The sequence below is a fragment of the Pedobacter miscanthi genome (genome assembly GCF_003315595.1).
Classification (GTDB): domain Bacteria; phylum Bacteroidota; class Bacteroidia; order Sphingobacteriales; family Sphingobacteriaceae; genus Pedobacter; species Pedobacter miscanthi.
Map to the genome: position 1 here is coordinate 114200 of NZ_QNQU01000006.1, position 23730 is coordinate 137929.

Below are 23730 nucleotides of genomic sequence, written 5' to 3' on the forward strand. Positions count from 1 at the left end.
AACGAAACTTAGACAGTGTGGATTACCAAAAAAAGTTAAGGGATGAGTTCATTTAGTTTTGTTGCTGATACAAATTTTCTTATCGATGTACACGAGGGATTAGAGAAAACTGAGCCATTTCTTGATGGTACAGCCATTGTATCTGTAATATCCGAAATAGAACTACTTGGATGGCATCTATTATCAAAAGAAGAAAAATTATCTCTTGAATCTCTCTTGAGCGATTGTGTGATTATTGAACTGAATTCAGAAATAAAAAGAATAGCCATTTCTATACGACAAAAGTTTAAAATTAAAACACCAGATGCAATTATTGCAGCTACATCAAAATTTCTTCAAATCCCATTAGTTACATCTGATAAAGGCTTCAAATTAATTCCAGATATTGAATTAATACTGATTTAAAGTTGATTTCTTCCACTTTAACCTTTTAACTTTACATAAATTTTTAACATTTTTTAATGAACATTATAATTACAGGCGCAAGTAGCGGAATCGGTTTCGAAACGGCTTTAGAGTTTAGCTTACATAAAGAGAATAAGATTGTTGCCGTTGCACGCTCGGCCGATAAATTGCGTAAACTGCTTGAAATTGCAAGGGGCATTAATCCCGACTGCACACTTTTACCAGTAGAATTCGATATTGTAAACGACGATTATGCAGTATTGGTCCCTTTTTTAAAGGAACGCCTGGGCACTATCGATATCCTGATCAATAATGCGGGTGCATTAATTAATAAACCTTTTTTAGAAACCACAGAGGCTGATCTGGGCGAGATGTTGCAGAGCAATGTGATATCACATTTCAGGATGATCCAGAATCTTTTACCCTTAATGCAGGGCGGCAGCCATATCGTCAATATTGGCAGTATGGGCGGTTTTCAGGGCAGTGTGAAATTTCCGGGCTTATCGGCTTATTCGGCAAGTAAGGCAGCACTGCACACACTAACCGAATGTTTGGCATTTGAACTGGCCGAAACAGGGATCAAGATAAATTGCCTGGCATTAGGATCGGCGCAAACAGAAATGCTGGAAGCTGCTTTTCCGGGATATCAAAGTCCGGTGATGGCTTTCGAAATGGGGAAATATGTTGCCGATTTTGCAAAAACCGGACACAAATTCTTTAACGGCAAAATTTTACCTGTTGCGGTTACTACGCCATAATATGATAATTTTTAGTAATTTACACTTGTAATCTAAAAAACTAAAAAATATCTATGGAAACAAATTCTCCTTTTGAAACAAATTCTCCTTTTAAAACTGCCGACAATGGAAAAAACGCGGCGATAGTAAGCTACTTTTGGTTTATTGGGTGGATAATTGCCTATTTCGCCATGTATAAAGATAACAAAACAGAATTAAGCCGCTACCATTTAAAACAAACGCTGCTATTCCATTTGGTATCTACAGTGATAAGTTGGGGCTTAAGTTTATTTTTAATTCCGGTAATTTTTGCAACCGGCTTTGGAGGAAGTTATTATATTCTTCGCGTTATTCAGGTTGTACTTTTCGTATTTTGGATTATCGGATTAATTGCCGCTATTCAGGGACAAAAGAAACCTATTCCATTAATCGGCGATAAAGCTCAAACCATGTTCCCAAGTATTTAACAGAACCAAATATTTTATTTATGGTCTGGGCATTTTGCCCAGACTTTTTTGTTTCAACTCATTTTCAACATTTTAATCGACTTTAGATATTTTTTATATCTTTGGTTCCAACATATGAAGAAAATAATATTTGCCATTTCGTTTCTCATTTTGTCTGCCACGGCAGGAAAAGCCCAAACCATCTTACCCGCACAATACCAGGAACTGGTAAAGCAACTGGTTGCCAATCTGCCAAAAAACACAACCATTACCGAAAATACCAATCAAACCAATTCTACTTCACTTATTGATTTTGCCAAAAGCATGTTGGGTATCCCCTATCGTTATGCTACAAGCAATCCAAAAGTTGGTTTCGATTGCTCTGGTTTTGTAAGTTATGTGTTCAGTAATTTTGGCTTTAAAGTTCCGCGTTCTTCACGCGAATTTAGTTATGCGGGTAAAGAAACCAGCCTCGAAAATGCAAAAGTAGGTGATGTATTGATTTTTACCGGCAGTAATTCAAGAGTAAGAAGAATTGGCCATGTTGGCATTGTTTATTCTATTGACGAAAACGGGATCAAATTCATCCATGCTTCTTCGGGTAAAGCACATCAGGTAACCATTACCGATCTTGATGGGCATTACAAAGCCCGTTTTATGAAAATTGTGAGTATCCTTTAATTACTTTTTATATTTCCACATTCTTGTTTTGCCTTCTGCAAGCCACTCTAAGGTAGTTTCCAGTCTTTTTAAACGTGTAGCTTCTGTTTTGGCTTCTTCGAGCCACATTACATAATCTTTTTTGTTGGATGGACTAAAATTCTGAAAAACAGCTAAAGCTTCCGGATCTTCGTTCAAAGCCTCCATCAGGTATCCGGGAATAATAAGTTCTTTCTTTTCGGTAGATTTTGGTTTTGGCGGCAATTTTATATTGTCTTCATTTAATTTAATGGCCTGCTGAATGTAAGCAATAAGGATTTCATCCGCAGGCAGATCATCAAAAGAAGTTATTTTGCCCAGTAAACCCATGGCTTCTGAGCGTTCTTTAAAAATACCGTATTCATCGTTTATTAGGGAACCTTTCCAGAAACCAAAGGCGCAATGGTTTTTAAATGAAGCCATGTGGCAAACAGTACCTTTATAATCAAAAAAAGGCATACCCCACTTCATTTTTTCTTCGATACGTGCATCAGCTTTGTGTACCAGATTTCTTAAATGGTCCAAAATCGGAATGGCAAATTCGGCCGAATTGATGATATACTGGTCTACCTGAACGAGGGTGTGCATGGCTAAAAGTTTGGGTACTTAAATTTAAAGCAAAACTATCTTTAAAGCAAGTTCAACTTCGCCATTATTCAGAAATTTCTTTGCCAGTTCGTGCAATTCCCTTTCGCGGTTTGTACTATCGCCAATAGTGGCATCGAGCACTTCTTTCACATCAGCGTGAGTGCTGATCAGGTCGATTTCTTCGTCGCCTGGTAAATGTTCAACATTGCCCAACATCCCCAGATCATTTCCGGTTAACACTTTCGAAAAGCGGACCGATTGCGGTAAGCGGTCTACCCCTATTCCCAATTTTGCAAGGGGTTTAGCAACTTTAAACAGGTTATCGTTTGTTACCCTGCAATACCAGTCGCCACCTAAACGGGCCACAAGGTCTATTTTATGCTGATCAATTTTTCCGCTTTCATCCAAAATTTCCTCGTTAATGTGGATCAGTTTGATTTCAGCCAAAATCAGGTTTCCCGCTCCATGGCTGTCTCCTAACGGAATTACATCATTTACGACACATTCGAACTGCACTGGTGCTTCTGCAACTCTTGGCGGACGAACAAGATCTGATTTCAGCATGGTAAAACCGGCTTTTTCGAACTCATTTACACCTTTGGCGTATTCGGTACTGGCCAGGCTCATCTGCTGCACCATATCGTAATTTACAATATTGATAACACACTCTTTAATCTGATGGATATTTTCTAAAGTATGTTTGGTGGTATTATCGCGCACCCTCCGGGAAGGTGAAAAAACGCAGATCGGCGGATTGGTACTGAACATATTAAAGAAACTGAAGGGACTCAGATTGATATTCCCTTCGGCATCTACTGTTGAAGCAAAACAAACGGGCCTGGGCGCAATGGCGTATTGCAGGTAGTTCTGAAGTTCTACAGGGGTTAAATCGGAGGTGTTTAGGGTTAGCACGGGTGATAGTTTAGTTTGGCAAAAGGTTAAAAACCGAGACTAAAATTTATAAAGGCCGTCATTTCGAGCGGAGTTCAACGGAGCCGAGAAATCTGTCTTGAGATAGATCTCTCCGCTCCACTGCGTTCCGGTCGAGATGACGACTTTTCTATGAGATCCTGAAATAAATCCGATAGCTATCGGATCAGGATAACGACTTTATCTTACTTCTTCAAAGCTAAAATCGAAAAATCAGTATCAGCCTTTGTTATTGTATTGGTTAAAGCACCCAGGCCTGTAATTTCCATTTCCACCACATCACCAGGCTGCAACCACTGTACTTTATAATCAGGATCGTTAAGCAAACCTGTACCATTTAATTCCAAGAAACAGCCTGTTCCAACTGTTCCGGAACCGATTACATCTCCGGGAAGAATATCCACGCCATAGGCACAACGTTCGATAATTTCGGCAAAAGTCCAGTCCATATCTGCTGCATTTCCTTTCGAAACTTCGATACCATTTACCCTGCAGGTCATTTTAAGATCGTAAGCATTGCCCACATGTCCTTTTTTAGGTGCCACCTTATATTGCAACAATTCATCAGGGGTAACCAGCCACGGACCGATTACGGTAGAAAAATCTTTTCCTTTGGCAGGGCCTAAATTTAAGAGCATTTCTTCCATTTGTAAGGTGCGGGCGCTCATATCGTTCATTACCATGTATCCGGCAATGTATCCATCAGCCTCAGCAGCCTTTATATTTCTTCCTTTTTTACCGATAACTACAGCAAGCTCCAGTTCGAAATCTAGTTTATCAAAATGATCGGGCATGCATTCAATTTCGCCGGTACCCTGGATAGCGTTATGATTGGTAAAATAAAAGATCGGGTATTCATCAAACTGCGGAATCATATCAACCTTTCTGTTTCTGCGGGCCGCTGCCACATGCTGACGGAATGCATATCCATCACGGCAACTGGCAGGATGCGGAACAGGGGCAAGTATTTCATAAAAAATTTCTTCTTTCGCGTTGAGGCTTCCCTCTTTAATCTGATCATCAACACGTTTTGCCCTTTCCATCAATACCTCACCGCCCTGCAGAAATTCGTTCATGTTATCAGGAATCAGCTTATCGCAGCTATTTAAGTTATAGATATGCCCATCTACAAACACACCAAGATGCTCTCTATCTTCGGTTTTATAGGATACTAGTTTCATATATCATTTGGTTAAATACGCGGTAAAGCTAAGCAATTAGCCTATTCAAAATCAAACTTGACTGTATTATTTTAACACAGCATATTGTTGAAGGTTTGGTTTGATGAGCGGGAAATCTTTGGGCTGCAGGTTTTTGTACCTTTTTTTATTGGAGAGTAAATTACCGATCAATAATCCGCCCGATACACCTACAGGTACACCCGCAGCTATAAGCACTACAGATTCTACCAGTTTATCACTTTTGGCGGCCAGTATAAAAAAGGTAAGTCCGCCGGCAATGGCCAACGGAGCAACAATACCCCTGCGGTGAATGGATATCGCGCTGATGTTATCGGCATTGATTTTTACCGTATCCTTCCGGTTCCTGATAACCGTTAAGCCTTCATCTGAAACGGCATAAAAAATACCCCTGGTGGCATTTCCGCTCCGGTCTACAACCCTAACATTATATTTGGCTTTATGCTGTGCAAAACCGGTGTAACTTAATGCAAGAAATACAAGGAATGTAAAAATAAATTTCATAGGGGATAGTAATATAAATAAGTAATTAAAGGTAATTAAAATTTCAACTTTTAAATAAAATACTTACCTTGGCTGAAGTAAAACCATGATCTTAAAAGCATTACATATTACCCTTGTTAACGACGCCATTGCGGCACGCCGTTACAAGATGCTATCCAAGCTGATCATGGCGCAATATTCTCTGTAATTTACCCGCCCTTTCTTTTTAATCGAAACGCAATTGTGTTTTGATTGTTTATTTTATTAAGATTTTTTCTTTCTAACCATAACATCATTTTATTATGCCTATTTATCACAAATTAGGGCAAATTCCAGCTAAACGCCACACGGTTTTCCGTAAACCCGACGGAAATCTTTATGCCGAAGAATTGGTATCAACCGAAGGCTTTTCCAGTTTATATTCGCTGGTTTACCATTGCCATCCGCCAACCATTGTTAAAAGCCTGGGCGAAGCTTACAGCGTAGAACCTAAAATTGCACGAGAGAAACATTTAAAGCACACCAGCTTAATCGGTTTCAATATTAAACCTGAAGATGATTTTTTAAAAAGCCGTAAACCGGTACTGGTAAATAGTGATTTGCACATCGTTTTAGCCGCCCCAAGAAAATCAATGACTGATTATTTCTATAAAAACAGCCAGGCTGATGAAATGATCTTTGTGCACGAAGGTTCAGGAAAACTGAAAACCGGTTTTGGCGAAATCAAGTTTGCTTATGGTGATTACCTCATCATCCCCAGGGGAACCATTTACCAGATGGAATTCGACAATGAACAGAACAGGCTTTTCATCGTAGAGAGTTTTAGTCCGTTGAGGCCACCAAAACGGTACTTAAATCAGTTTGGTCAGCTAATGGAACATTCGCCTTATTGCGAACGCGATTTAAGATTACCCGAAAACCTGCGAACCCACGATGAATATGGCGATTTTAAGGTATTAATCAAAAAACAGGGCTTAATCTATCCCTATACTTATGGTACACACCCTTTTGATTACGTAGGCTGGGACGGTTACCACTACCCTTATGCCTTCTCGATCCACGATTTTGAGCCGATAACGGGCCGTTTGCATCAACCACCCCCGGTACACCAAACTTTTGAAGGGCACAATTTCGTAGTCTGCTCTTTCGTACCACGCAAATACGATTATCACCCCGATTCGATTCCGGCACCATATAACCACAGCAATGTAGATAGCGATGAAGTACTTTATTATGTGGATGGCGATTTTATGAGTCGTAAAAGCGTAGTTAAAGGACAGATTACGCTACACCCGGGCGGCATCCCCCACGGACCGCATCCCGGAACGGTAGAAAAATCAATAGGGAAAGAAAAAACAGATGAACTGGCGGTAATGATCGACCCTTTTAAACCTTTAATTCTTACTCAGGATGCGTTGGATATTGAAGATGAGAATTACCACAAAAGCTGGCAGGAAGGATAGGTTTTTAGTCTTGAGTCTATAGTCCGAAGTCGGGAAGACCGGGGTCCGAAGATTAGGTGGTTAAAGAATACCTTAGTCTTAAGTCCGAAGTCTATAGTCCGAAGTCGGAAGACCGGGGTCCGAAGATTAGTGCAACTTAAAACAATTCAACGTCCAACCTTACAACAATTAACAACAACATTACAACATACAAAACAATGGAAACACAAACATTTGCAGAAAAAATATCAAAAGCACCAGATTTTCTGCCTATTAACGGAACAGATTATATCGAATTTTATGTGGGCAATGCCAAACAGGCTGCGCACTATTATAAAACCGCATTTGGTTTTCAAAGTTTGGCTTATGCCGGACCAGAAACCGGTGTGCGCGACCGTTCTTCGTATGTATTGCAACAGGGAAAAATCAGGTTGATTTTAACTACAGCATTAAAATCAGATCACCCGATTTCGGAACATGTTAAGAAACATGGCGATGGAGTAAAAGTACTGGCCCTTTGGGTAGATGATGCTTACAGTGCATTTGAAGAAACCACTAAACGTGGCGCGAAACCGTACATGGAACCTAAAACCTTAACAGACGAGTATGGTGAAGTTAAAATGAGCGGGATTTATACTTATGGCGAAACCGTACACATGTTTATTGAGCGCAAAAACTATAACGGTACATTTATGCCAGGTTACCGTGTTTGGGAAAGCGATTATCAACCGCAAGATGCCGGCCTTTTATACATCGATCATTGTGTGGGCAATGTGGGCTGGAACCGTATGAACGAGGCTGTACAATGGTATGAAGATGTAATGGGTTTTGTAAACATCTTATCGTTTGATGATAAACAGATCAACACAGAGTATTCAGCCTTAATGAGCAAGGTGATGAGCAACGGGAACGGTTATTCAAAATTCCCGATCAATGAGCCTGCCGAGGGTAAAAAGAAATCGCAGATTGAAGAATACCTCGAATATTATGAAGGCGAAGGCGTACAGCATATCGCTGTGGCTACAAAAGATATCGTAAAAACCGTTAAAGAATTAAAATCACGTGGGGTAGAATTTCTAAGCGCTCCGCCGGAAGCTTATTACGATATGATGCCGGAACGTGTAGGTAAAATTGACGAAGAAATATCATTGTTGGAAAGTCTGGGCATTTTAGTTGATTGTGATGAGGAAGGTTATCTTTTACAAATTTTCACCAAACCGGTTGAAGATCGCCCTACCCTTTTCTTCGAAATTATTCAGCGTAAAGGAGCGCAGAGCTTCGGTGCCGGTAATTTTAAAGCACTTTTCGAATCTTTAGAGCGCGAGCAGGAATTACGAGGAAATTTATAAGCAATTCGTCATCTCGAGCGGAGCATAGCGTAGTCGAGAGATCTGTTTCGAGGTAGATCTCTCCGTTTCGCTGCGCTTCAGTCGAGATGACGTCTTCTTAGTTTACAAAACCTCCCCCAAGTGTTTATAATTCGATTTTATGGTATCTAAAACTTCACTCATTTTACCACCAAGCATTAGTTTTGCCATAGATTCGGTCATGCCTTTTATCTGTGCCCATTCTATTTTTGGTGGCATCGCCAAAGCATTAGGATTGGTCATGATGTTTAACAGTACAGGTCCTTCCTCACTTAATGCATGACTGATCGCTGTTTCCACCTCTTCGGGTTTAGCTACTGTAATTCCTTTAAAACCCATGGCCTGGGCCACTAAAGCAAAATCGGGATTGATCATATCCGTTTCGTTATCGGGCAAACCATCAACTTCCATTTCCAGTTTCACCATTCCAAGCGCCCTGTTATTAAAAACAATCAGTTTTATCGGCAGATTATATTGTTTAATGGTTGCCAGATCGCCTAAAAGCATCGATAAACCACCATCACCACAAAGTGCAATTACCTGCTGCTGGGGATGAGCCAACGCAGCCCCTATTGCCATTGGCATTGCATTGGCCATAGAGCCATGGTTAAAAGAACCCAGCATTTTACGTTGGCCTGTGCCATCGATAAAACGGGCTCCCCATACACAGCACATTCCGGTATCAACCGTAAAAATCGCATCATTTGCTGCTAGGCGGTTCAGGGTTTCGGCTACAAATTCGGGCTGGATTTTATTCTCTTCACCCTGATCTTTAACATAAACCTGCTGCGTTTCTTTCACTTTCTGATAAAACTCCAATTGAGACTTTAAAAAACTATCATCTTTCTTTTCTGCAACACGTGGTAATAATGCTTTGATCGAATCGCTGATATTTCCAAATAGTCCCATGCTTAATTTGGCCCTTCTGCCCAAACGTTCAGGTTTTTCATCAATCTGCACAATCTTATTCTTAACGGGCATAAAGTTTACATAAGGGAAATCAGTACCCAGTAAAAGCACCACATCGGCTTCATGCATGGCATGGTAACCCGATGGCTGGCCTAAAAGGCCCGTCATGCCTACTTCATAAGGGTTATTATATTGGATGCCCATTTTACCGCGGAAAGAAAATCCAACAGGTGCCTTTAACTTGGCAGCCAGTTCAACAACTTCATCATGTGCATCAGCAGCACCTATACCACAGTAAAGCATAATTTTCTTTTCGCTGTTCAGCAAAGAAGATAATTCACTTAATTCAAAATCTGATGGACGGATTACGGGCTTATTGCTGAACAATTGCATAGAAGTTACACTTTCTACCGCATCAAGTTGTGCCACATCGCCGGGCAAACCGAGTACAGCCACACCTTTTTTATGAATAGCATGTTGAACAGCCGTTTGGAACATCCTTGGTGCCTGCTCGGCAGTGGTGGCTACTTGGTTATAATAACTACAATCGTCGAATAATTTTATAGTGTTCGTTTCCTGAAAAAAGTCCATCCCAAATTCACCTGTAGGGATGGTTGAGGCAATGGCAATTACCGGAACATGCGATCGGTGTGCATCGTAAAGTCCGTTGATCAAATGTACGTGTCCTGGTCCGCAGCTACCCGCGCAACAGGCAATCCCATCAAGTTCGGCTTCGGCAGCAGCTGCAAAAGCACCCACCTCTTCATTGCGTACGTGGATCCACTTTATTTTGCCGTTTCTTCTTACGGCATCGTTAAAATAATTCAAACTGTCTCCGGTAACGGCATAAACTCTTTTTACGCCAACCTCAACCAGCATTTCAACCAGTTGTTCTGCAACATTTTTACCCATGAAAGTATTTTTTAATAAGGGGGATTTATATACCTAATAAATAGCCGAAGCGGGTATATTGTTTTAAACAAAAGGTATAAATGAAGCCATTATGACTTGGCAAAACATTAGACTATAAATTGTAACATAAGTAAAGCGATATCAGCAGGGTGAAGTTTTCTTCACTAAAACTTCATAAATGAAGTGCACCTTTGAAATAACAAAACACGAAGCGATTTCAATTTTGTTAAATTCTAAAAACTCATAATTAGTTTTTTAGTTTTCCGGTTACCCTTATCTGATACCTCATGTATTGCAAAATACATGAGGTTTTTTTTATTAAATTAGCTAATATACCTATCCCATAAGTTATGAAAAGCAAATTGAGCACAATTCTAATTTCAACGCTATGCTTATTTAATTTTGGTTTCGCCCAGGCAAAATCAACGGTTCCCAGCTATTTTTCAGAAAAAGTGTTCAATGGTTTCTTTCCACAGCGGAATAAATTTTACAGTTACGCTTCATTCAGCAAAGCCATCCTGGCCATGTCTTTTATTAAAATAAAGATTGAAAAACGTGGCGACTGGATTTATAAAATCACCAGAACAGATAAAAGGAATAATAAAGAAACCGTGATCAGGCAGGATAAAGACTGGAACGAAACCTGGGCAAAAGCAAAACCCTACAGCATTTTAAATATCGATTATGCCGATTTTGGTGCTTCCAAAGATAACAATGTAAATAAGAAAGAGCTTGCCGCATTGTTTGCACATATTGCCCACGAAACCCGCAACGGGATCAACAATAAATACAATGATGGTTTAATGCTTAGTCATGAACTGGATACCAATGCCAATTATGTTATTGCCAATGTAAACTATCCTGCCGTAGCCGGAAAAAAATATTATGGTCGTGGTCCCATCCAACTGAGTTACAATAGTAATTATGGGTTTGCTTCGGGCTGTATTTTCGGGGATAAAAATATCTTGCTCAAAAATCCGAGCCTGGTTGGCACAAACGCCATTACAGCATTTGAAACGGCAATTTATTTCTGGATGACCCCGCAGGGTGCAAAACCATCGCCGCATAATGTAATTACAGGTAAATGGAAACCAACCGCTGCCGAAGCGCAAAAAGGATACAGGGCAGGTTTCGGCATGACAATTAATATTGTGAATGGCGCATTAGAATGTAATAAAGGAACCGAAATGCCAGCAATGAAAGATCGCATTGGTTTTTACCAGTATTTTTTGAAAAAGCTGAATGTTACAGATCCTAACTGTTCTTGCGATTGTGCGAAAATGGAGCCTTATCCGGGTTGAGAGGTTGAGTTTTTAAAGCCAAAGAAGTCAAGTTTTAAAAACTTGACTTCTTTAACTATTCCGTACTTTCTTTAAGCATCTGGTACAAATCTGTAGCTCCGCCATCAAATTTAGTTCCGTTTACATAAAATGATGGTGTACCGTTTACGCCACTGCGTATACCACTGTCGAAGTTATCTTCAATGATGGTTTTAATCTCTTCCGAAGCACTATCTTTCTGGAATTGCTCCAAATCCAATCCAATGGTTTCGGCCAGTTCATAAAATAACTCGCCATTTAATCGGTATTGATTTTCGTAAAGGGCATCATGCATTTCCCAAAATTTACCTTGTAATGCCGCTGCTTCCGCTGCAATTGCCGCCGGAAAAGCATATTCGTGCGCATTGGCCAAAGGAAAATGGCGGAAAACAAATTTGATCTGATGACCAAATGTTTCCTCAATTTCTTTCATAATGGGATAAGCATCACCACAGAAAGGGCATTGGTAATCGCCAAATTCTACTATGGTAATACTTGCCGAATCATCTCCCTGGATATGATCCTGACTATTTATTTCGGGTTTTAATGTGCTCATCTTATTTCTTGCTTAATTCTTCCAACACTTCCAAAATACCATCTGCACCAGGATTAACGGCTATTGGAGACAAATAACTCCAGGCAATTTTGCCTTCTTTATCAATTACGAAAAGTGCCCTTTTACTTTCGCCAACTTCTTCATCATATACACCATAAGCTTTAGATACAGCACCTTTTGGTTCAAAATCGGCCAATAAAGGGAAGTGCAGTTTCCTATTTTCTTCGAAAGCCACATGGCACCAAACGCTATCAACCGAAACACCAAAAATCTGTGCATCGTATTTGCTAAAATATTTCAGCATCTCGTTGTAAAGAGCCATCTGGTCGCTGCAAACGGGACTCCAGTCGGCGGGATAAAAAGCCAGGATGACGTTTTTTCCTTTAAAATCTTTAAGTTTTATTTTTTGATCGGGGGTAGCATTCAATTCGAAATCTGGTGCTGTAGCGCCTTTTTCTAACATATCCGGGAGTTTAAATTCAAATCGTTTATTAATTAACAGTATAGCCTAACTGTTGTTTGAGTTTTGGGATAAAAGCCTAACCTAATTTTTGTCTTTTAATTAAATAAGACTGGAGGATGGGATAAAAACCCTGGTTCATATCGGCATCAATCAGGTCGATTTTATATTGGGCACATTTCAGGGCAATTTGCTGCCGGTAACTCGAAACCGCAGCAGTATAGTTATCTTTTACCTGGTTGGTATGCACCTTAATGGTTTCGCCTGTTTCCATATCGATAAACTGGTACGGGCGGTTTTCAAAATTAAAATCAACTTCTTTTGATTGATCTACGACGTTAAAAACCACTACCTCATGTTTGTTAAACTTTAAATGCTGTAATGCATCAAAAAATTCATCTGTTTTATCAGTACTGGTTTGCGTGTTAAACAGGTCACTGAAGATGATTACCAACGAGCGTTTATGAATCAGTTCTGCCACCTGGTGTAAAGCCTCGCTTAAATTCGTCTGCGCATTTACTTTTGGTTTCTGCAACAGTTCTTCCAGCTGCGTAAATAAATATTTCTGGTGTACTGTAGTCGATTTCGCCGGCGAATTGAGCAGTATTTCATCCGTAAATAAACTCAATCCAAAGGCATCGCGTTGTTTCTTTAACAAATACATTAAAGATGCCGCAGCCTGTATCGAGAAAATCAGCTTGTTGTTTTTGGGTTCCGGAAAATACATTGATGAAGAAACATCAATCACAAACTGGCAGCGCAGGTTGGTTTCTTCCTCAAAACGTTTGCTGTAAAGTTTATCGGTTTTGGCGTATAATTTCCAGTCGATATTTTTAACATTATCGCCGTTGTTGTATTGACGGTGCTCGGCAAACTCTACCGAAAAGCCATGAAACGGACTTTTATGCAAACCGGTAATAAAACCTTCTACCACTTGCTGGGCAAGCAATTCTAAATTACCATAGCTTGTTTCGTTCTCGTAGTTTACCGCCTGCATATGGTAAAGCTAATAAAAGATTTATTAAAAAGCCAAGACTTCCGAAGTTTCAAAAGGAACAGCACCGGCCAACCTCAGCAGTTGGATGCCGGAACCATAAACAGACAAGTGAAAACTGATCGGGGTGTTGCCAAATGGTCGGGCTTTTCAGGGCTGCGCTGCGATACCAATTAAAACCCGGAACTGAACCCTTACAATCCCTATCGCAAAATTATTGCTTTAAAAGCCCCGCAGTTTTTCGAAACCAGTGTGGTTTTGTGTGGCAAAAAAATTATTTTAGCTACATGCAATACAATCACTTGCTCAACAGCATTAAAACCACCCTTCAAAAAAGTAAAGTAGAAAAACTGGCTGCCATTGCTTCTGATGAAACCTTTTCGGTTAAAGACCTGATCGATTTAAGCTTTTATCATGATGAGCAGATCGGCTTTAGGGCTGCATGGATATTAGAAAATGTATTTACTGCGCATCAGCAAAGGTTTTTGCCGCATGTATACTATTTCTTAGAAAAACTACCGTTACAACATAATCTATCAGCACTTCGGCATTATGTTAAAATTCTAGCCTTTATGACGAAGAAAAATGCTAATATAACTGTTAAAAAGATCATTTCTGACTATGATACCGATACATTGGTAGAAGTGGTTTTTGCCTGGCTTATTGATGAAAAGATTCCGGTTGCTATTAAATCCCATTGCCTTAATATCCTGGCAAATTTAAATTGGAAGCACAATTGGATAAGAGAAGAGCTGCTGCAAACCATGGATTTTCTGGTGGATAAGGAAAGTGTTGGCTTTTTTGCAAAGGTAAGGCAGATCAGGAAACAGTTTTCAGTTGGCAGTTAGCGGTTTTGAGTTGGCAGTTCTCAAACCCTCAACCGTCTTACCTTCTGCCTTCCGCCTTATAAGCTCTTTAACCTTATATCGGTTAGCATAAAGTCAAATCTTCCAAAAGAGATCAAATTTGCACTACCTTTCAGCTTTAGTCTTTCAGCTTTTAGCTATTTTTACGAAATGAGTACAACATACGAAATCATCTCAAAAGTTATAAAAGAACGTCGCAGTATTTTTCCTGCCAGTTATATTAAAAAAGAAATCCCGGTTGAAGTCATCAATCAGATTTTAGAAACAGCCAATTACGCGCCAACACATAAACTAACCCAGCCATGGCGTTTTGTGGTGATCAGGAAAGCAGGTTTGGGCAAATTAGGTGAAGAACTGGGCAGGTTATATAAAGACATGGTTAGTCCGCAACAGTTTTTGCAGAAAAAGTACGATAGTTTTGCCGAGAAAACCAGCCAGTCTGATTGTATTATTGCCATCAATATGCAGTTAAGCGGTAAAATACCTGAGTGGGAGGAGCTTGCGGCAGTGGCGTGCGCGGTACAAAACATGGCCTTAACCGCCGAAAGTTTGCAGGTAGGTGCTTACTGGAGTTCGCCACCACTGATAGATTATCTGGGCGATTTTTTAAGCCTGAGTGAAAATGAAAAATGTATCGGTTTGTTTTATATGGGCTATCATAACGAAAAACCATGGGCACCCAACAGAACTGCTATTGAAGAAAAAGTAAGGTGGATTGAGGATTAGTTTTCAGTCCACAGTCCGCAGTCTTTAGTCTCTAGTCTGGTTTATTGGTTCACTGTTCAATCGTTCATTAAGCTAACTGTTCAAATTAGTTAATGGACTCTAAAAGTGAGTGTTTTTAATTAGCAGGTATTTTTAATTATTCACGAGTACTCTACTTTGGACTGCCGACTTCGGACTATTTACATCATCCATCAAACATCTTCCATTTTACATCATTTATATGTCTGCATTAAAATCTAACCTCTATCAGCTTTGCTTAACTTTTATCCAGAACAGGATAGAAAATATCGAATATTCACTGCAGCAGGCCAGGCAGGCTTCTAATGATGATACTAAAAGCAGTGCCGGTGATAAATACGAAACCACGCGTGAAATGATGCAACAGGAAATGGACCGCAACAATAAACTGTTATATGAAGCCGGGCAACAAAAAATTGCTCTTCAACAGGTAGAAAATGTTGAAGCAGGTAAAGTGGTTAAAAACGGTAATGTGGTACTAAGCTCCGAAGGTAACTTTTACATTAGCATTAGCGCGGGTGAACTCAATACCGACGGACAGAAATTCTTTGCTGTATCGCAGGCTTCGCCTATTGGCAGATTTTTGATCGGGAAAGCGGTAGGTGAAAGTTTTAAGTTTAACGGCAAGGAATATTTGGTGAAAGAGATATTGTAGAAAAAATCGTCATCTCGACCGAAACGCGACCTGTACCGATTCTTCATCGGTAGTGGAGCGCCTGCCCGTACAGGCGGGGAGAGATCTACCTCGAGATAGATTTCTCGACTTCGTTACGCTCCGCTCGAAATGACGGCGATATATTATAGTGATCTTTTTAAACTTCGCAAATTACCTAATCCCCATGCGTTGCGCAAAAGCCGGTACCAAATAGGTTTTTAAATCTGCATAAGGAATAAACACCACAATCTGCCCCTGGGCGTAACTGGCTACTTCGTAAGGATTGTACATAAATGCAATTCCATTGTTGTTGAAGTAGAAATTATTGTTCGGTTTGATGAAATCGTCGAAGAGTACAGTACTTATTGCATCTTTAGCCTTAATATTATATTCTTTACGGAGGTTACGTTCTAAAATTCCCTGTAAAGTGTTCGAATCTACTTTAATAATATCGCTCAAAACCATTTGTTTTTTGTTCTTCACATCAAGGCAGTACATTACACTGCTATAATTTCCGTGTGCACCGCCTGTGTAGGCATCGGCTAAAAAATCAATTACTACATAACCATTATCATTGTAGCTTATGGATTGCTGGGTGTTGTTGGTGTAATTCATCCAGGCCTGGAAATCATCGTCGCGACCATTTTTCTGTTGTTCGGCAACCTGTATTTTGTAATCTTTAAAATAATCGGTAGCGATATTTTTAAAACCGGTTGAAAGGGCTACCTGTGGACCTAGATCTAATATTTTTTTAAGTTGAGTATTTAACCAGGTACTGTATTCGTCAGTATTTTTACTTTCGAGGTACTCAAAACTGATCTGTGCAGCTGGAGATTTGGCCTGGTTAGTAAAAGCTTTAACTGAATCTTCGTAAATACCTGCTTTAAACTGGTAACTTCCTTCAGGATATTTTTCTGTAAGCACTATTGGAAATTTTTTGGCTTTATCACCACTTTCCCATTTGCCATTAAAGCCATTTCCGTTCCACTTCAGGGCCAAATGCGGCGATTTAAAATCCTGTGTAAAGTACGATTCATAGTAACTGTATTCGGTAAGTATAATGCTATCTTTACCAATCAGGGTATCGGTTGAGAGGTTAAGCCATGAACCATCATAATAATAAGAGCCGCTTACATCATCATTAACCTTTTGCAGGTGCATGATTACCTTTTTGCCCGCAATGGTGCCCTCCAGCCTCTTATAAAAAGTATTACCAAGTTCTGTTTTGGCACTTGCAGTACTATCGGTCGTTCCGATGCTATTGTTTGTGCTTTTTGGGTTGTTACAGGCAGATAATATGGTTATTACGAAAAGGCATATCAGGCAGGTATACTTCATAAGGCTTAATTGTTGTAATGTTACAAGGTTGTAAAGTTGAAACGTTGAGTTGATTTCAAGATTCTACCTTTTTGCAAATGTTTAAAAGTTAAAGATTGGAATATTATATATGGCGGTTGCATTAACCTTCCAACATTTAAACCTTTCAACATTTAAACCCCTTTTATTTAGCTTTTGTTTTATTAAAGCTCTTATTAATGCTGTAATAAAGGTTTTTTGCAGTGTATCTTCCCGGGTCTATAATTCTTCTGATGGTGTAAAGCGGATAATTTTCATTCCTTGCGGTTGACAGGATAAAGGCGGCTTTAAATCCGTGTTCCTTTAACTTGTGCAGGGTCGAAGATTTAGAAACACCATAAGGAAAGGCAAAATATTCAACTTTTTTGCCGGTAATCTGTTCCAGTTTTTTTGTTGGTTCATCAATCTGGGTAGTCCAGTCGGCATCGGTAAACTGGGCGAAATTTTTATGATCGTAGGTGTGGCTGGCAATGGTATTTCCTTCGTCTGATAATTGTTTAATCTGCTCTTTGGTCATGTAATTAATCCTTCCTTTTCTACCGATGGAAACCGTCATGATAAAATAAACACCTTTAAAACCATATTTTTTCAGTGTAGCGTTTCCTACGGTAAACTGATCTTCGTCGGTATCATCAAAACTGATGATGATTGGTTTTTCGGGTAATTTGGCACCGTAAACCAGGTAATTGTACAAGTCATCAGGCTGAATGGTGTGGTAACCGCTATCGGCCAGCATTTTAATGTGCTCGCGGAATTTATCAGGCGCAATAATATCGTCGTGTGCCCTTTTGCTATCGCTTGCAATGTTGTTCCTGATCTGGTGATAACACAATACAGGTACCTCCCTGCGGGCCATAATGGTTTTATTATCCGCAGGTTTTGTATTCGTAGTATCTGTTTTAACCTGTTGCCCGGTGGTATTGTTTACAGCTGTTTTTTCCTTTTGCTTATTACCTGAACATGCCATTGAAAATGATCCCAAAAATAAGATGGATAATAGCGTGCGAACGGCCGGTTTTAAATGTGCATTCAATTTGTTGTGATTTTATTTGATCAAAGATAGAGCGTTTTCAGAAAGGATAAAGTCTTTTTCGTAAGTACATAAAAAACAAAATCCCGACTATTCCCGGGATTGATGTTTAAAAACTATTTTTAATGCTGTTGCTTAATGTTTTTGGCGACCAGTAACCGCTTGCAATAATCCTGCGGATGGTAAATAACGGATCTTTTTCATCACGTTTGGTCGATAACTGGTAAGCCATCCTGAAACCGCGTTTTTTCAGTTCAGGGATTCCTTCCGCATTCCATAAACCAAAGGGATAAGCAAATTCGGTCATTTTTTTGCCTGTAATTTCTTCCAGTTTTTTGGTTGGTTTATCCAACTGTTCTTCCCAGTCTTTACCGGTGTATTTTTTAAAGTTCTTATGATCATAAGTATGGCTTCCGATGATGTTGCCCTCGTCGGAAAGTTGTTTAATCTGCTCCTTGGTCATGTAATCTACAAACTTCCCTTTGCGGCCGATCGAAACCGTCATGATAAAATAAACCGCCTTGTACCCCAGTTTCTCTAAAGTTGGGCGTACAATGGTAAACTGATCCATATCGGTATCATCAAACGTTAACATAATGGGTTTGCTCGGCAGGGCAGCTCCTGTGTTCAGGTAAGCATAAAGCTGATCGGGCAAAATGGTATGGTAACCGCTATCGGCCAGCATTTTCATCTGGTCTTTAAAATTCTGGATTTCTACAATATAATCTTTACCTACTTTTCCATCGGTCGGTTTCCAGTTTCTTACCTGGTGGTAACATAAAATAGGTACCTGTTTGCGGGCCAGAATGGTTTTAGCATCGGCAACTTTTATTTTAGATACATCAACCGGTGTACCGGTATTTTCGGTGCTTTTAGCGGTTTGTACGGTAGAGTCTTTAACGGCCGAACTTTCTGGCTGGGATTTAGACTGGCAGCTGGCAAATAAAATTGCTCCTGCGCTTATGATGGTTAAAAAACTGTATTTCATTTTTGGGATATATGGTTACAAAACTATAAAATCCGTCAATTATTCAGCTATCAAAATAAATTGTGTTAATAATTATTTTGCCTAAAGGAAATTACAAAACTATCGCTTTTATTACATGTTAAAGTACATTTAATATGCTTTTATTGAATAATTTAGCAGCTCAAACAAATTTTGATGAATAAACTTTATAAACTCCTGCTGTGTGCGCAGCTTTTATCTTTAACTGTAGCGGCACAAACCAAAACATTTACCATAACCGAAAATATTCAGCCACAACCTAAGGCAAATTATCAGCTTGCATCGCGTTTTTCGCCAAATAAGCTAAAGAAAATGGTGTATTCTACTGCTGTAGATCCACATTGGTTAAAATTGAGCAATCGTTTCTGGTACACTTTCGAAAGCCCTAAAGGAAAATTCTGGTACCTGGTAGATCCTGCTGCTAAAAGCAAAAAATTACTTTTCGATAATTCTAAACTGGCAGCCGATATTACCTTGATCGTTCGCGACCCGTTTGATGCGGAACATTTACCGCTGGAGAACCTGAAATTTGCTGCAGACGAAAAAAGCATTTCTTTCGAAATCAAAAGCACGGTAGATGAATTGAAAAAGGACCGTAAAGACAAAAAAGCGGCCGATTCGATGCAGAAGAAAATTTATTCTTTCAAATACGAACTGGCCAGTGCTAAATTAACCGAAGTACCGAATTTCAGCAAACCAAAGCCTAAACCAGCCTGGGGTTCTGTAGCACCCGATTCGTCGGCCATTATCTTCTCCCGCAATTATAACCTCTACTGGATGGATAAGGATAATTATAAAAAAGCGGTTAAAAATGAAGACGACAGTACCATTGTAGAGCATCAGTTAACCAAAGATGGTGTTAAGTTTTATTCTTACGGAAGTGATGGAGATGGTGAAAACAACGTAGAAAACGAAAAAAACAATAAAAAACGCCGTGGTGCTTATGTGCTTTGGTCGCCAAATTCGAAGTATTTTGTATTGGACCGCACCGATTCGCGTAAGGTGAAGGATCTTTGGGTAATTAACAGCGTTACACCTGGCCGCCCGACGTTAGAAACCTATAAATACCAGATGCCGGGTGAAGCCGAGGCACCTCAGGATGAGGTTTTATTATTCGATTTTGCAGCAAAATCATATAAAAAATTAAGTGTTGCTGCCTTTAAAGATCAAAGTGTTTCGGTATGGAGCAAACCTTCGTTAAATAAAGACCGTGACAACGAATTCCGTCCGTCAATTTGGTTGGGTAATGATAGCCGCTTTTATTTCTCGCGCACCAGCCGCGATTTAAAACGCATTGATATCGGTACGGTTGATATTGCCACAGGTAAAGTTACACCAATAATTGACGAGCGTTTTAATACCTATGTAGAAGTAAACCGCCCGGGTTTGGTAAACGACGGTAAAGAACTGATCCACTGGAGTGAGCGCGATGGCTGGGCGCATTTTTATCTTTTTGATGAAAATGGTAAACTGAAAAACCAGATTACCAAAGGTGCTTTCCACTGCGAAAGTATTGTAAATATCGACGAGAAAAAACGCATACTTTATTTTACCGCAAACGGACGCGAAGGCAAGGAAGATCCATACTATCTGCATTTATACAGCATCAATTTTGATGGTTCGAACATGAAATTGCTAAATGCCGGCGATTTTGATCATCTGGCCAACATGAACGATAACAATACTTTTTTTGTTGATAATTATTCGAGGGTAAACACGGCACCAAAAGCTACTTTATATGATGGAGCAGGCAGAAAAGTAATGGATCTCGAAACTACCGATCTTTCGCTGTTGATGGCGGCCGGATACAAATTCCCTGAGCCGTTTAAAGTAAAAGCCGATGATGGTATTACCGATTTATATGGTGTAATGTATAAACCATTCGATTTCGATCCGAACAAAAAATATCCGATCATCGAGTATGTGTATCCGGGCCCGCAAACCGAAGCGGTAAACAAAGCCTTTAGTAAAAGTATGGACCGTACCGAGCGTTTGGCACAGTTTGGTTATATTGTAATTACGGTTGGTAACCGCGGTGGTAACCCGTCGCGTTCTAAATGGTACCACACTTATGGTTATGGTAACCTGCGCGATTATGGTTTGGCTGATAAAAAAACAGCTATTGAGCAACTGGCAGCTAAATATGCTTATATAGATGAAACTAAAGTAGGCATAACCGGTCACTCGGGTGGTGGTTTTATGTCAACAGCGGCCATGCTGGTTTATCCCGATTTCTTTAAAGCTGCGGTTTCTAACGCCGGCAACCACGACAATAGCATTTATAACCGCTGGTGGAGTGAGAAACACCATGGTGTAAAAGAAATTATTTCGTTAAAAGGCGATACTTCATTTAAATACAGCATTGACAAAAACCCTGATCTGGCTAAAAACCTTAAAGGTCATTTGTTATTGATGCATGGTGATGTAGATAACAATGTGCATCCGGCAAACTCCATCCGTGTGGCAAACGCATTGATGAAAGCCGGTAAACGTTTCGATTTCCTGATTATTCCGGGTCAGCGACATGCCTTTGGTGATATGACAGAATATGCTTTCTGGAAACTTGCAGATCACTTTAATAAATATTTAATCGGCGATTTCTCTACCCCAAGCGATGTAGACCTGGTTGAAATGGACAGGGATATTGAACAGAACGGGAAGTAAATACGAATTGAAAAAAAATGCTAAGGTTCGTGTCTCTACGAACCTATAAGTTTTAAAAGTGGCCTATGGAAACATAGGCCATTTTTGATATATACAAAGAATGCTGGGCAAACCGTGCATCCGTGGTAAAACAGCTGCCGGCCAAGGTTCTTGTCTCCATGAGTCATTATTTAATTAAAACTGACCTTTCGTTTCCAAAAAAAAATCCCGAATTCAATAAATGAATCCGGGATTAATATTTTAAAAAACTTTATAAGTCTAAATTTATTTCTTTGCTATCCTGTACAAATGTCCGTTATCGGTTACTGAGTAGAGCGCACCGTCTTTTCCTTCTACCATATCGCGGAAACGTTCGCTTTTGCCTTCCAATAATCTTTCTTCGCCAACAACTTTATTGTCTTTAATTATCAAACGGATAATGTGCGAGCCACCTAAACCACCCACAAATAAATTGCCTTTCCACTCGGCTATGCTGTTGCTGTTATAAAAAGCTATACAGCCCGGTGAAATACTTGGATTCCAGTAATAAACCGGTTGTTCCATGCCTTCTTTCTGCTGAATGCCATCGCCAACTTTTTTACCACTGTATTCTGTTCCGTAAGTGATAATCGGCCAGCCATAATTTTTGCCCGGTTTGATGATGTTTACTTCATCACCCCCTTTAGGACCAAATTCTGCTTCCCATAAATCACCTGTTAAAGGATTAATGGCCAGGCCATCCGGATTACGTAATCCATAGGCATAAATTTCAGGTCGTGCATCGGCTTTACCCGCAAACGGTCCATTGGCAACCGCTTTTCCATCTGTAGTAAGGTGAAGAATTTTTCCTAAAGAAGAATTTAAATATTGAGCCTGTATCCTGATATCGTTACCAGAGCGTTCGCCTGTACTCACAAATAAGTTACCGTTTTTATCAAAAACAATTCTCGATCCGTACTGAAGTTTACCGGTATAAGCAGGTGTTGCGCGGTAAATAATGGTCTGGTTTTCGATCGAAGTTTCGTTGGCGGCTAATTTACCTTTGGCAATCGCTAATAAAACGCCTTTATCCTGCGGCTCAGAATAAGCCCAGTAAACCATTCTGTTTTTTGCAAAATTGGGATCTAAAGTTACGTCGAGTAAACCACCCTGACCGGATGGATCAACCTTTGGTAAACCGGTAATTTTTTTACTCAATTTCCCATCAGGAGTTAGGATTACCATAGTACCCTGTTTTTGGGTAATCAGGAAACCGCCGTTTGGAAGTACCGAAATTGCCCATGGATTTTCCAGCTTTTCGTTAATGATCGAAATATCCAAAGGAGTTTTGGTTTTTACACCTGCTATTCTGGTTTGCCCGGCAAAAGCGGGTTTATAATCGGCAGAGGGTTCGTTGGTTTCAACAGGGTTTTGTGCCTCTACGCATGAAATATTCACCAAGTTTAGGGCCAAACCTGCCACTAAAACCCCTAAAGTTTTATTGCTAAATAAATTAATAGACATGATTGTTAGTTTTTTAATTAAAGAAACAAAATTATGTTTGCAATAAAAAACCCAAATCCATCAAATGAACCTGGGTTTTAAATATGTTACAAGCCTTTGGTCTTTCACCTTTTGGCTTTACCTTAAATTAAGCTAATTGCTTGTTTAATTTATCTGCTAAGATTGATTTCGGAACTGCACCAACTTGTTTGTCTACAACCTGACCATCTTTAAAGTATAATAAAGCAGGGATGTTACGGATACCAAACTGCATTGAAATTTGAGGGTTGTTATCAACGTTTACTTTTCCAACTACCGCTTTACCATCATATTCTTTAGCGATTTCTTCTACTACAGGACCAACCATGCGACAAGGGCCACACCATTCTGCCCAAAAATCTACTAATACGGGTTTATCTGATTTTAATACAAGCTCCTCGAAGTTTGCATCTGTGATTTCTAATGCCATAATTATTTTTTTTATGTTCAAATATATGTATTC

Annotated in this window: 24 protein-coding genes; 11 read left to right on the forward strand and 13 right to left on the reverse strand. The window is 39.7% G+C overall.

All coding sequences use genetic code 11. The features are described from left to right. Positions 1-42 precede the first annotated feature (42 nt). The 4 genes from DRW42_RS08685 to DRW42_RS08700 all read left to right on the forward strand — a co-directional run bounded on the left by DRW42_RS08685 (position 43) and on the right by DRW42_RS08700 (position 2269). Positions 43-405: a type II toxin-antitoxin system VapC family toxin gene (locus tag DRW42_RS08685; RefSeq protein WP_113948442.1), complete on the forward strand. Its 363-nt coding sequence runs from the start codon at positions 43-45 to the stop codon at positions 403-405. Positions 406-461: 56 nt separating this feature from the next. Next, the gene (locus DRW42_RS08690) at positions 462-1163 is read left to right on the forward strand and encodes an SDR family NAD(P)-dependent oxidoreductase (protein WP_113948443.1); all 702 of its coding nucleotides are present in this window, start codon (positions 462-464) and stop codon (positions 1161-1163) included. 53 nt (positions 1164-1216) lie between these two features. Beyond that, the gene (locus DRW42_RS08695; protein ID WP_113948444.1) at positions 1217-1609 is read left to right on the forward strand and encodes a DUF4870 domain-containing protein; all 393 of its coding nucleotides are present in this window, start codon (positions 1217-1219) and stop codon (positions 1607-1609) included. 114 nt (positions 1610-1723) lie between these two features. Beyond that, positions 1724-2269, forward strand: a complete 546-nt coding sequence (locus tag DRW42_RS08700; RefSeq protein WP_244215228.1) for a C40 family peptidase — start codon at positions 1724-1726, stop codon at positions 2267-2269. Here DRW42_RS08700 and DRW42_RS08705 read toward each other — a convergent pair whose 3' ends face one another. The 4 genes from DRW42_RS08705 to DRW42_RS08720 all read right to left on the reverse strand — a co-directional run bounded on the left by DRW42_RS08705 (position 2270) and on the right by DRW42_RS08720 (position 5508). Continuing rightward, a complete protein-coding gene (locus tag DRW42_RS08705; protein ID WP_113948446.1) occupies positions 2270-2875 on the reverse strand; it encodes a YdeI/OmpD-associated family protein in 606 nt (201 codons plus the stop codon). Positions 2876-2899: 24 nt separating this feature from the next. After that, positions 2900-3787: a flavin reductase family protein gene (locus DRW42_RS08710; protein ID WP_113948447.1), complete on the reverse strand. Its 888-nt coding sequence runs from the start codon at positions 3785-3787 to the stop codon at positions 2900-2902. A gap of 203 nt (positions 3788-3990) precedes the next feature. Further along, the gene (locus tag DRW42_RS08715; RefSeq protein WP_113948448.1) at positions 3991-4986 is read right to left on the reverse strand and encodes a fumarylacetoacetate hydrolase family protein; all 996 of its coding nucleotides are present in this window, start codon (positions 4984-4986) and stop codon (positions 3991-3993) included. A gap of 66 nt (positions 4987-5052) precedes the next feature. Continuing rightward, positions 5053-5508: a hypothetical protein gene (locus tag DRW42_RS08720; protein WP_113948449.1), complete on the reverse strand. Its 456-nt coding sequence runs from the start codon at positions 5506-5508 to the stop codon at positions 5053-5055. A 281-nt stretch (positions 5509-5789) separates the two neighbouring features. On the opposite strand from DRW42_RS08720, the gene DRW42_RS08725 reads away from it, so the two are divergent. Both DRW42_RS08725 and hppD read left to right on the forward strand, forming a co-directional pair. Further along, positions 5790-6950: a homogentisate 1,2-dioxygenase gene (locus tag DRW42_RS08725; RefSeq protein WP_113948450.1), complete on the forward strand. Its 1161-nt coding sequence runs from the start codon at positions 5790-5792 to the stop codon at positions 6948-6950. Between the two features lie 197 nt (positions 6951-7147). Continuing rightward, positions 7148-8278: a 4-hydroxyphenylpyruvate dioxygenase gene (hppD, locus tag DRW42_RS08730; RefSeq protein WP_113948451.1), complete on the forward strand. Its 1131-nt coding sequence runs from the start codon at positions 7148-7150 to the stop codon at positions 8276-8278. 102 nt (positions 8279-8380) lie between these two features. Here the strand turns inward: hppD and DRW42_RS08735 are convergent, their stop codons facing one another. Further along, positions 8381-10117 carry a thiamine pyrophosphate-dependent enzyme gene (locus DRW42_RS08735; RefSeq protein WP_113948452.1) on the reverse strand — a complete coding sequence of 579 codons (1737 nt, stop codon included), beginning with the start codon at positions 10115-10117 and terminating at the stop codon, positions 8381-8383. Between the two features lie 350 nt (positions 10118-10467). Here DRW42_RS08735 and DRW42_RS08740 point away from each other — a divergent pair, with 350 nt between their 5' ends. Further along, complete coding sequence (locus DRW42_RS08740) at positions 10468-11418, forward strand: chitinase (protein WP_113948453.1); 951 nt, start codon at positions 10468-10470, stop codon at positions 11416-11418. Between the two features lie 55 nt (positions 11419-11473). Here the strand turns inward: DRW42_RS08740 and DRW42_RS08745 are convergent, their stop codons facing one another. From DRW42_RS08745 to DRW42_RS08755, 3 genes are all read right to left on the reverse strand, one after another. Next, the gene (locus tag DRW42_RS08745; RefSeq protein ID WP_113948454.1) at positions 11474-11992 is read right to left on the reverse strand and encodes a DsbA family protein; all 519 of its coding nucleotides are present in this window, start codon (positions 11990-11992) and stop codon (positions 11474-11476) included. 1 nt (position 11993) lies between these two features. Continuing rightward, complete coding sequence (locus DRW42_RS08750; RefSeq protein WP_113948455.1) at positions 11994-12455, reverse strand: redoxin domain-containing protein; 462 nt, start codon at positions 12453-12455, stop codon at positions 11994-11996. Positions 12456-12531: 76 nt separating this feature from the next. After that, positions 12532-13449 (reverse strand): DUF58 domain-containing protein, encoded by a 918-nt coding sequence (locus DRW42_RS08755; RefSeq protein ID WP_113948456.1) that lies wholly within the window; start codon positions 13447-13449, stop codon positions 12532-12534. A gap of 284 nt (positions 13450-13733) precedes the next feature. On the opposite strand from DRW42_RS08755, the gene DRW42_RS08760 reads away from it, so the two are divergent. From DRW42_RS08760 to DRW42_RS08770, 3 genes are all read left to right on the forward strand, one after another. After that, complete coding sequence (locus DRW42_RS08760; protein WP_113948457.1) at positions 13734-14294, forward strand: hypothetical protein; 561 nt, start codon at positions 13734-13736, stop codon at positions 14292-14294. 168 nt (positions 14295-14462) lie between these two features. Then, the gene (locus DRW42_RS08765) at positions 14463-15038 is read left to right on the forward strand and encodes a nitroreductase family protein (RefSeq protein ID WP_113948458.1); all 576 of its coding nucleotides are present in this window, start codon (positions 14463-14465) and stop codon (positions 15036-15038) included. Positions 15039-15258: 220 nt separating this feature from the next. Beyond that, positions 15259-15711 carry a 3-oxoacyl-ACP synthase gene (locus tag DRW42_RS08770; RefSeq protein WP_113948459.1) on the forward strand — a complete coding sequence of 151 codons (453 nt, stop codon included), beginning with the start codon at positions 15259-15261 and terminating at the stop codon, positions 15709-15711. Positions 15712-15882: 171 nt separating this feature from the next. On the opposite strand, the gene DRW42_RS08775 is transcribed toward DRW42_RS08770, so the two are convergent. From DRW42_RS08775 to DRW42_RS08785, 3 genes are all read right to left on the reverse strand, one after another. Next, positions 15883-17049 carry a DUF3298 and DUF4163 domain-containing protein gene (locus DRW42_RS08775; RefSeq protein ID WP_113948460.1) on the reverse strand — a complete coding sequence of 389 codons (1167 nt, stop codon included), beginning with the start codon at positions 17047-17049 and terminating at the stop codon, positions 15883-15885. Between the two features lie 163 nt (positions 17050-17212). Continuing rightward, positions 17213-18100 carry a polysaccharide deacetylase family protein gene (locus tag DRW42_RS08780; RefSeq protein ID WP_113948461.1) on the reverse strand — a complete coding sequence of 296 codons (888 nt, stop codon included), beginning with the start codon at positions 18098-18100 and terminating at the stop codon, positions 17213-17215. A gap of 106 nt (positions 18101-18206) precedes the next feature. Continuing rightward, positions 18207-19085 (reverse strand): polysaccharide deacetylase family protein, encoded by an 879-nt coding sequence (locus DRW42_RS08785; protein ID WP_113948462.1) that lies wholly within the window; start codon positions 19083-19085, stop codon positions 18207-18209. A 174-nt stretch (positions 19086-19259) separates the two neighbouring features. Between DRW42_RS08785 and DRW42_RS08790 the strand changes: the two genes are divergently transcribed. After that, positions 19260-21767, forward strand: a complete 2508-nt coding sequence (locus DRW42_RS08790) for a S9 family peptidase (protein WP_113948463.1) — start codon at positions 19260-19262, stop codon at positions 21765-21767. Positions 21768-22031: 264 nt separating this feature from the next. Here the strand turns inward: DRW42_RS08790 and DRW42_RS08795 are convergent, their stop codons facing one another. Both DRW42_RS08795 and trxA read right to left on the reverse strand, forming a co-directional pair. Next, positions 22032-23249: a PQQ-dependent sugar dehydrogenase gene (locus DRW42_RS08795; RefSeq protein ID WP_167437799.1), complete on the reverse strand. Its 1218-nt coding sequence runs from the start codon at positions 23247-23249 to the stop codon at positions 22032-22034. A 127-nt stretch (positions 23250-23376) separates the two neighbouring features. Then, on the reverse strand, positions 23377-23697 hold the full coding sequence (gene trxA / locus DRW42_RS08800; protein WP_113948464.1) for a thioredoxin: 321 nt from the start codon (positions 23695-23697) through the stop codon (positions 23377-23379). Positions 23698-23730: the final 33 nt, after the last annotated feature.

Excerpts from the sequence above, each read along its gene's own strand:
- DRW42_RS08745 (WP_113948454.1), bottom strand. The coding sequence starts at position 11,992 with ATGAGCACATTAAAACCCGAAATAAATAGTCAGGATCATATCCAGGGA.
- DRW42_RS08720 (WP_113948449.1), bottom strand. The coding sequence starts at position 5,508 with ATGAAATTTATTTTTACATTCCTTGTATTTCTTGCATTAAGTTACACC.
- DRW42_RS08685 (WP_113948442.1), top strand. The coding sequence starts at position 43 with ATGAGTTCATTTAGTTTTGTTGCTGATACAAATTTTCTTATCGATGTA.
- DRW42_RS08785 (WP_113948462.1), bottom strand. The coding sequence starts at position 19,085 with ATGAAATACAGTTTTTTAACCATCATAAGCGCAGGAGCAATTTTATTT.
- DRW42_RS08700 (WP_244215228.1), top strand. The coding sequence starts at position 1,724 with ATGAAGAAAATAATATTTGCCATTTCGTTTCTCATTTTGTCTGCCACG.
- DRW42_RS08735 (WP_113948452.1), bottom strand. The coding sequence starts at position 10,117 with ATGGGTAAAAATGTTGCAGAACAACTGGTTGAAATGCTGGTTGAGGTT.
- DRW42_RS08715 (WP_113948448.1), bottom strand. The coding sequence starts at position 4,986 with ATGAAACTAGTATCCTATAAAACCGAAGATAGAGAGCATCTTGGTGTG.
- DRW42_RS08790 (WP_113948463.1), top strand. The coding sequence starts at position 19,260 with ATGAATAAACTTTATAAACTCCTGCTGTGTGCGCAGCTTTTATCTTTA.
- DRW42_RS08770 (WP_113948459.1), top strand. The coding sequence starts at position 15,259 with ATGTCTGCATTAAAATCTAACCTCTATCAGCTTTGCTTAACTTTTATC.
- DRW42_RS08750 (WP_113948455.1), bottom strand. The coding sequence starts at position 12,455 with ATGTTAGAAAAAGGCGCTACAGCACCAGATTTCGAATTGAATGCTACC.
- trxA (WP_113948464.1), bottom strand. The coding sequence starts at position 23,697 with ATGGCATTAGAAATCACAGATGCAAACTTCGAGGAGCTTGTATTAAAA.
- DRW42_RS08695 (WP_113948444.1), top strand. The coding sequence starts at position 1,217 with ATGGAAACAAATTCTCCTTTTGAAACAAATTCTCCTTTTAAAACTGCC.
- hppD (WP_113948451.1), top strand. The coding sequence starts at position 7,148 with ATGGAAACACAAACATTTGCAGAAAAAATATCAAAAGCACCAGATTTT.
- DRW42_RS08765 (WP_113948458.1), top strand. The coding sequence starts at position 14,463 with ATGAGTACAACATACGAAATCATCTCAAAAGTTATAAAAGAACGTCGC.
- DRW42_RS08755 (WP_113948456.1), bottom strand. The coding sequence starts at position 13,449 with ATGCAGGCGGTAAACTACGAGAACGAAACAAGCTATGGTAATTTAGAA.
- DRW42_RS08775 (WP_113948460.1), bottom strand. The coding sequence starts at position 17,049 with ATGAAGTATACCTGCCTGATATGCCTTTTCGTAATAACCATATTATCT.
- DRW42_RS08760 (WP_113948457.1), top strand. The coding sequence starts at position 13,734 with ATGCAATACAATCACTTGCTCAACAGCATTAAAACCACCCTTCAAAAA.
- DRW42_RS08690 (WP_113948443.1), top strand. The coding sequence starts at position 462 with ATGAACATTATAATTACAGGCGCAAGTAGCGGAATCGGTTTCGAAACG.
- DRW42_RS08705 (WP_113948446.1), bottom strand. The coding sequence starts at position 2,875 with ATGCACACCCTCGTTCAGGTAGACCAGTATATCATCAATTCGGCCGAA.
- DRW42_RS08795 (WP_167437799.1), bottom strand. The coding sequence starts at position 23,249 with ATGTCTATTAATTTATTTAGCAATAAAACTTTAGGGGTTTTAGTGGCA.
- DRW42_RS08725 (WP_113948450.1), top strand. The coding sequence starts at position 5,790 with ATGCCTATTTATCACAAATTAGGGCAAATTCCAGCTAAACGCCACACG.
- DRW42_RS08740 (WP_113948453.1), top strand. The coding sequence starts at position 10,468 with ATGAAAAGCAAATTGAGCACAATTCTAATTTCAACGCTATGCTTATTT.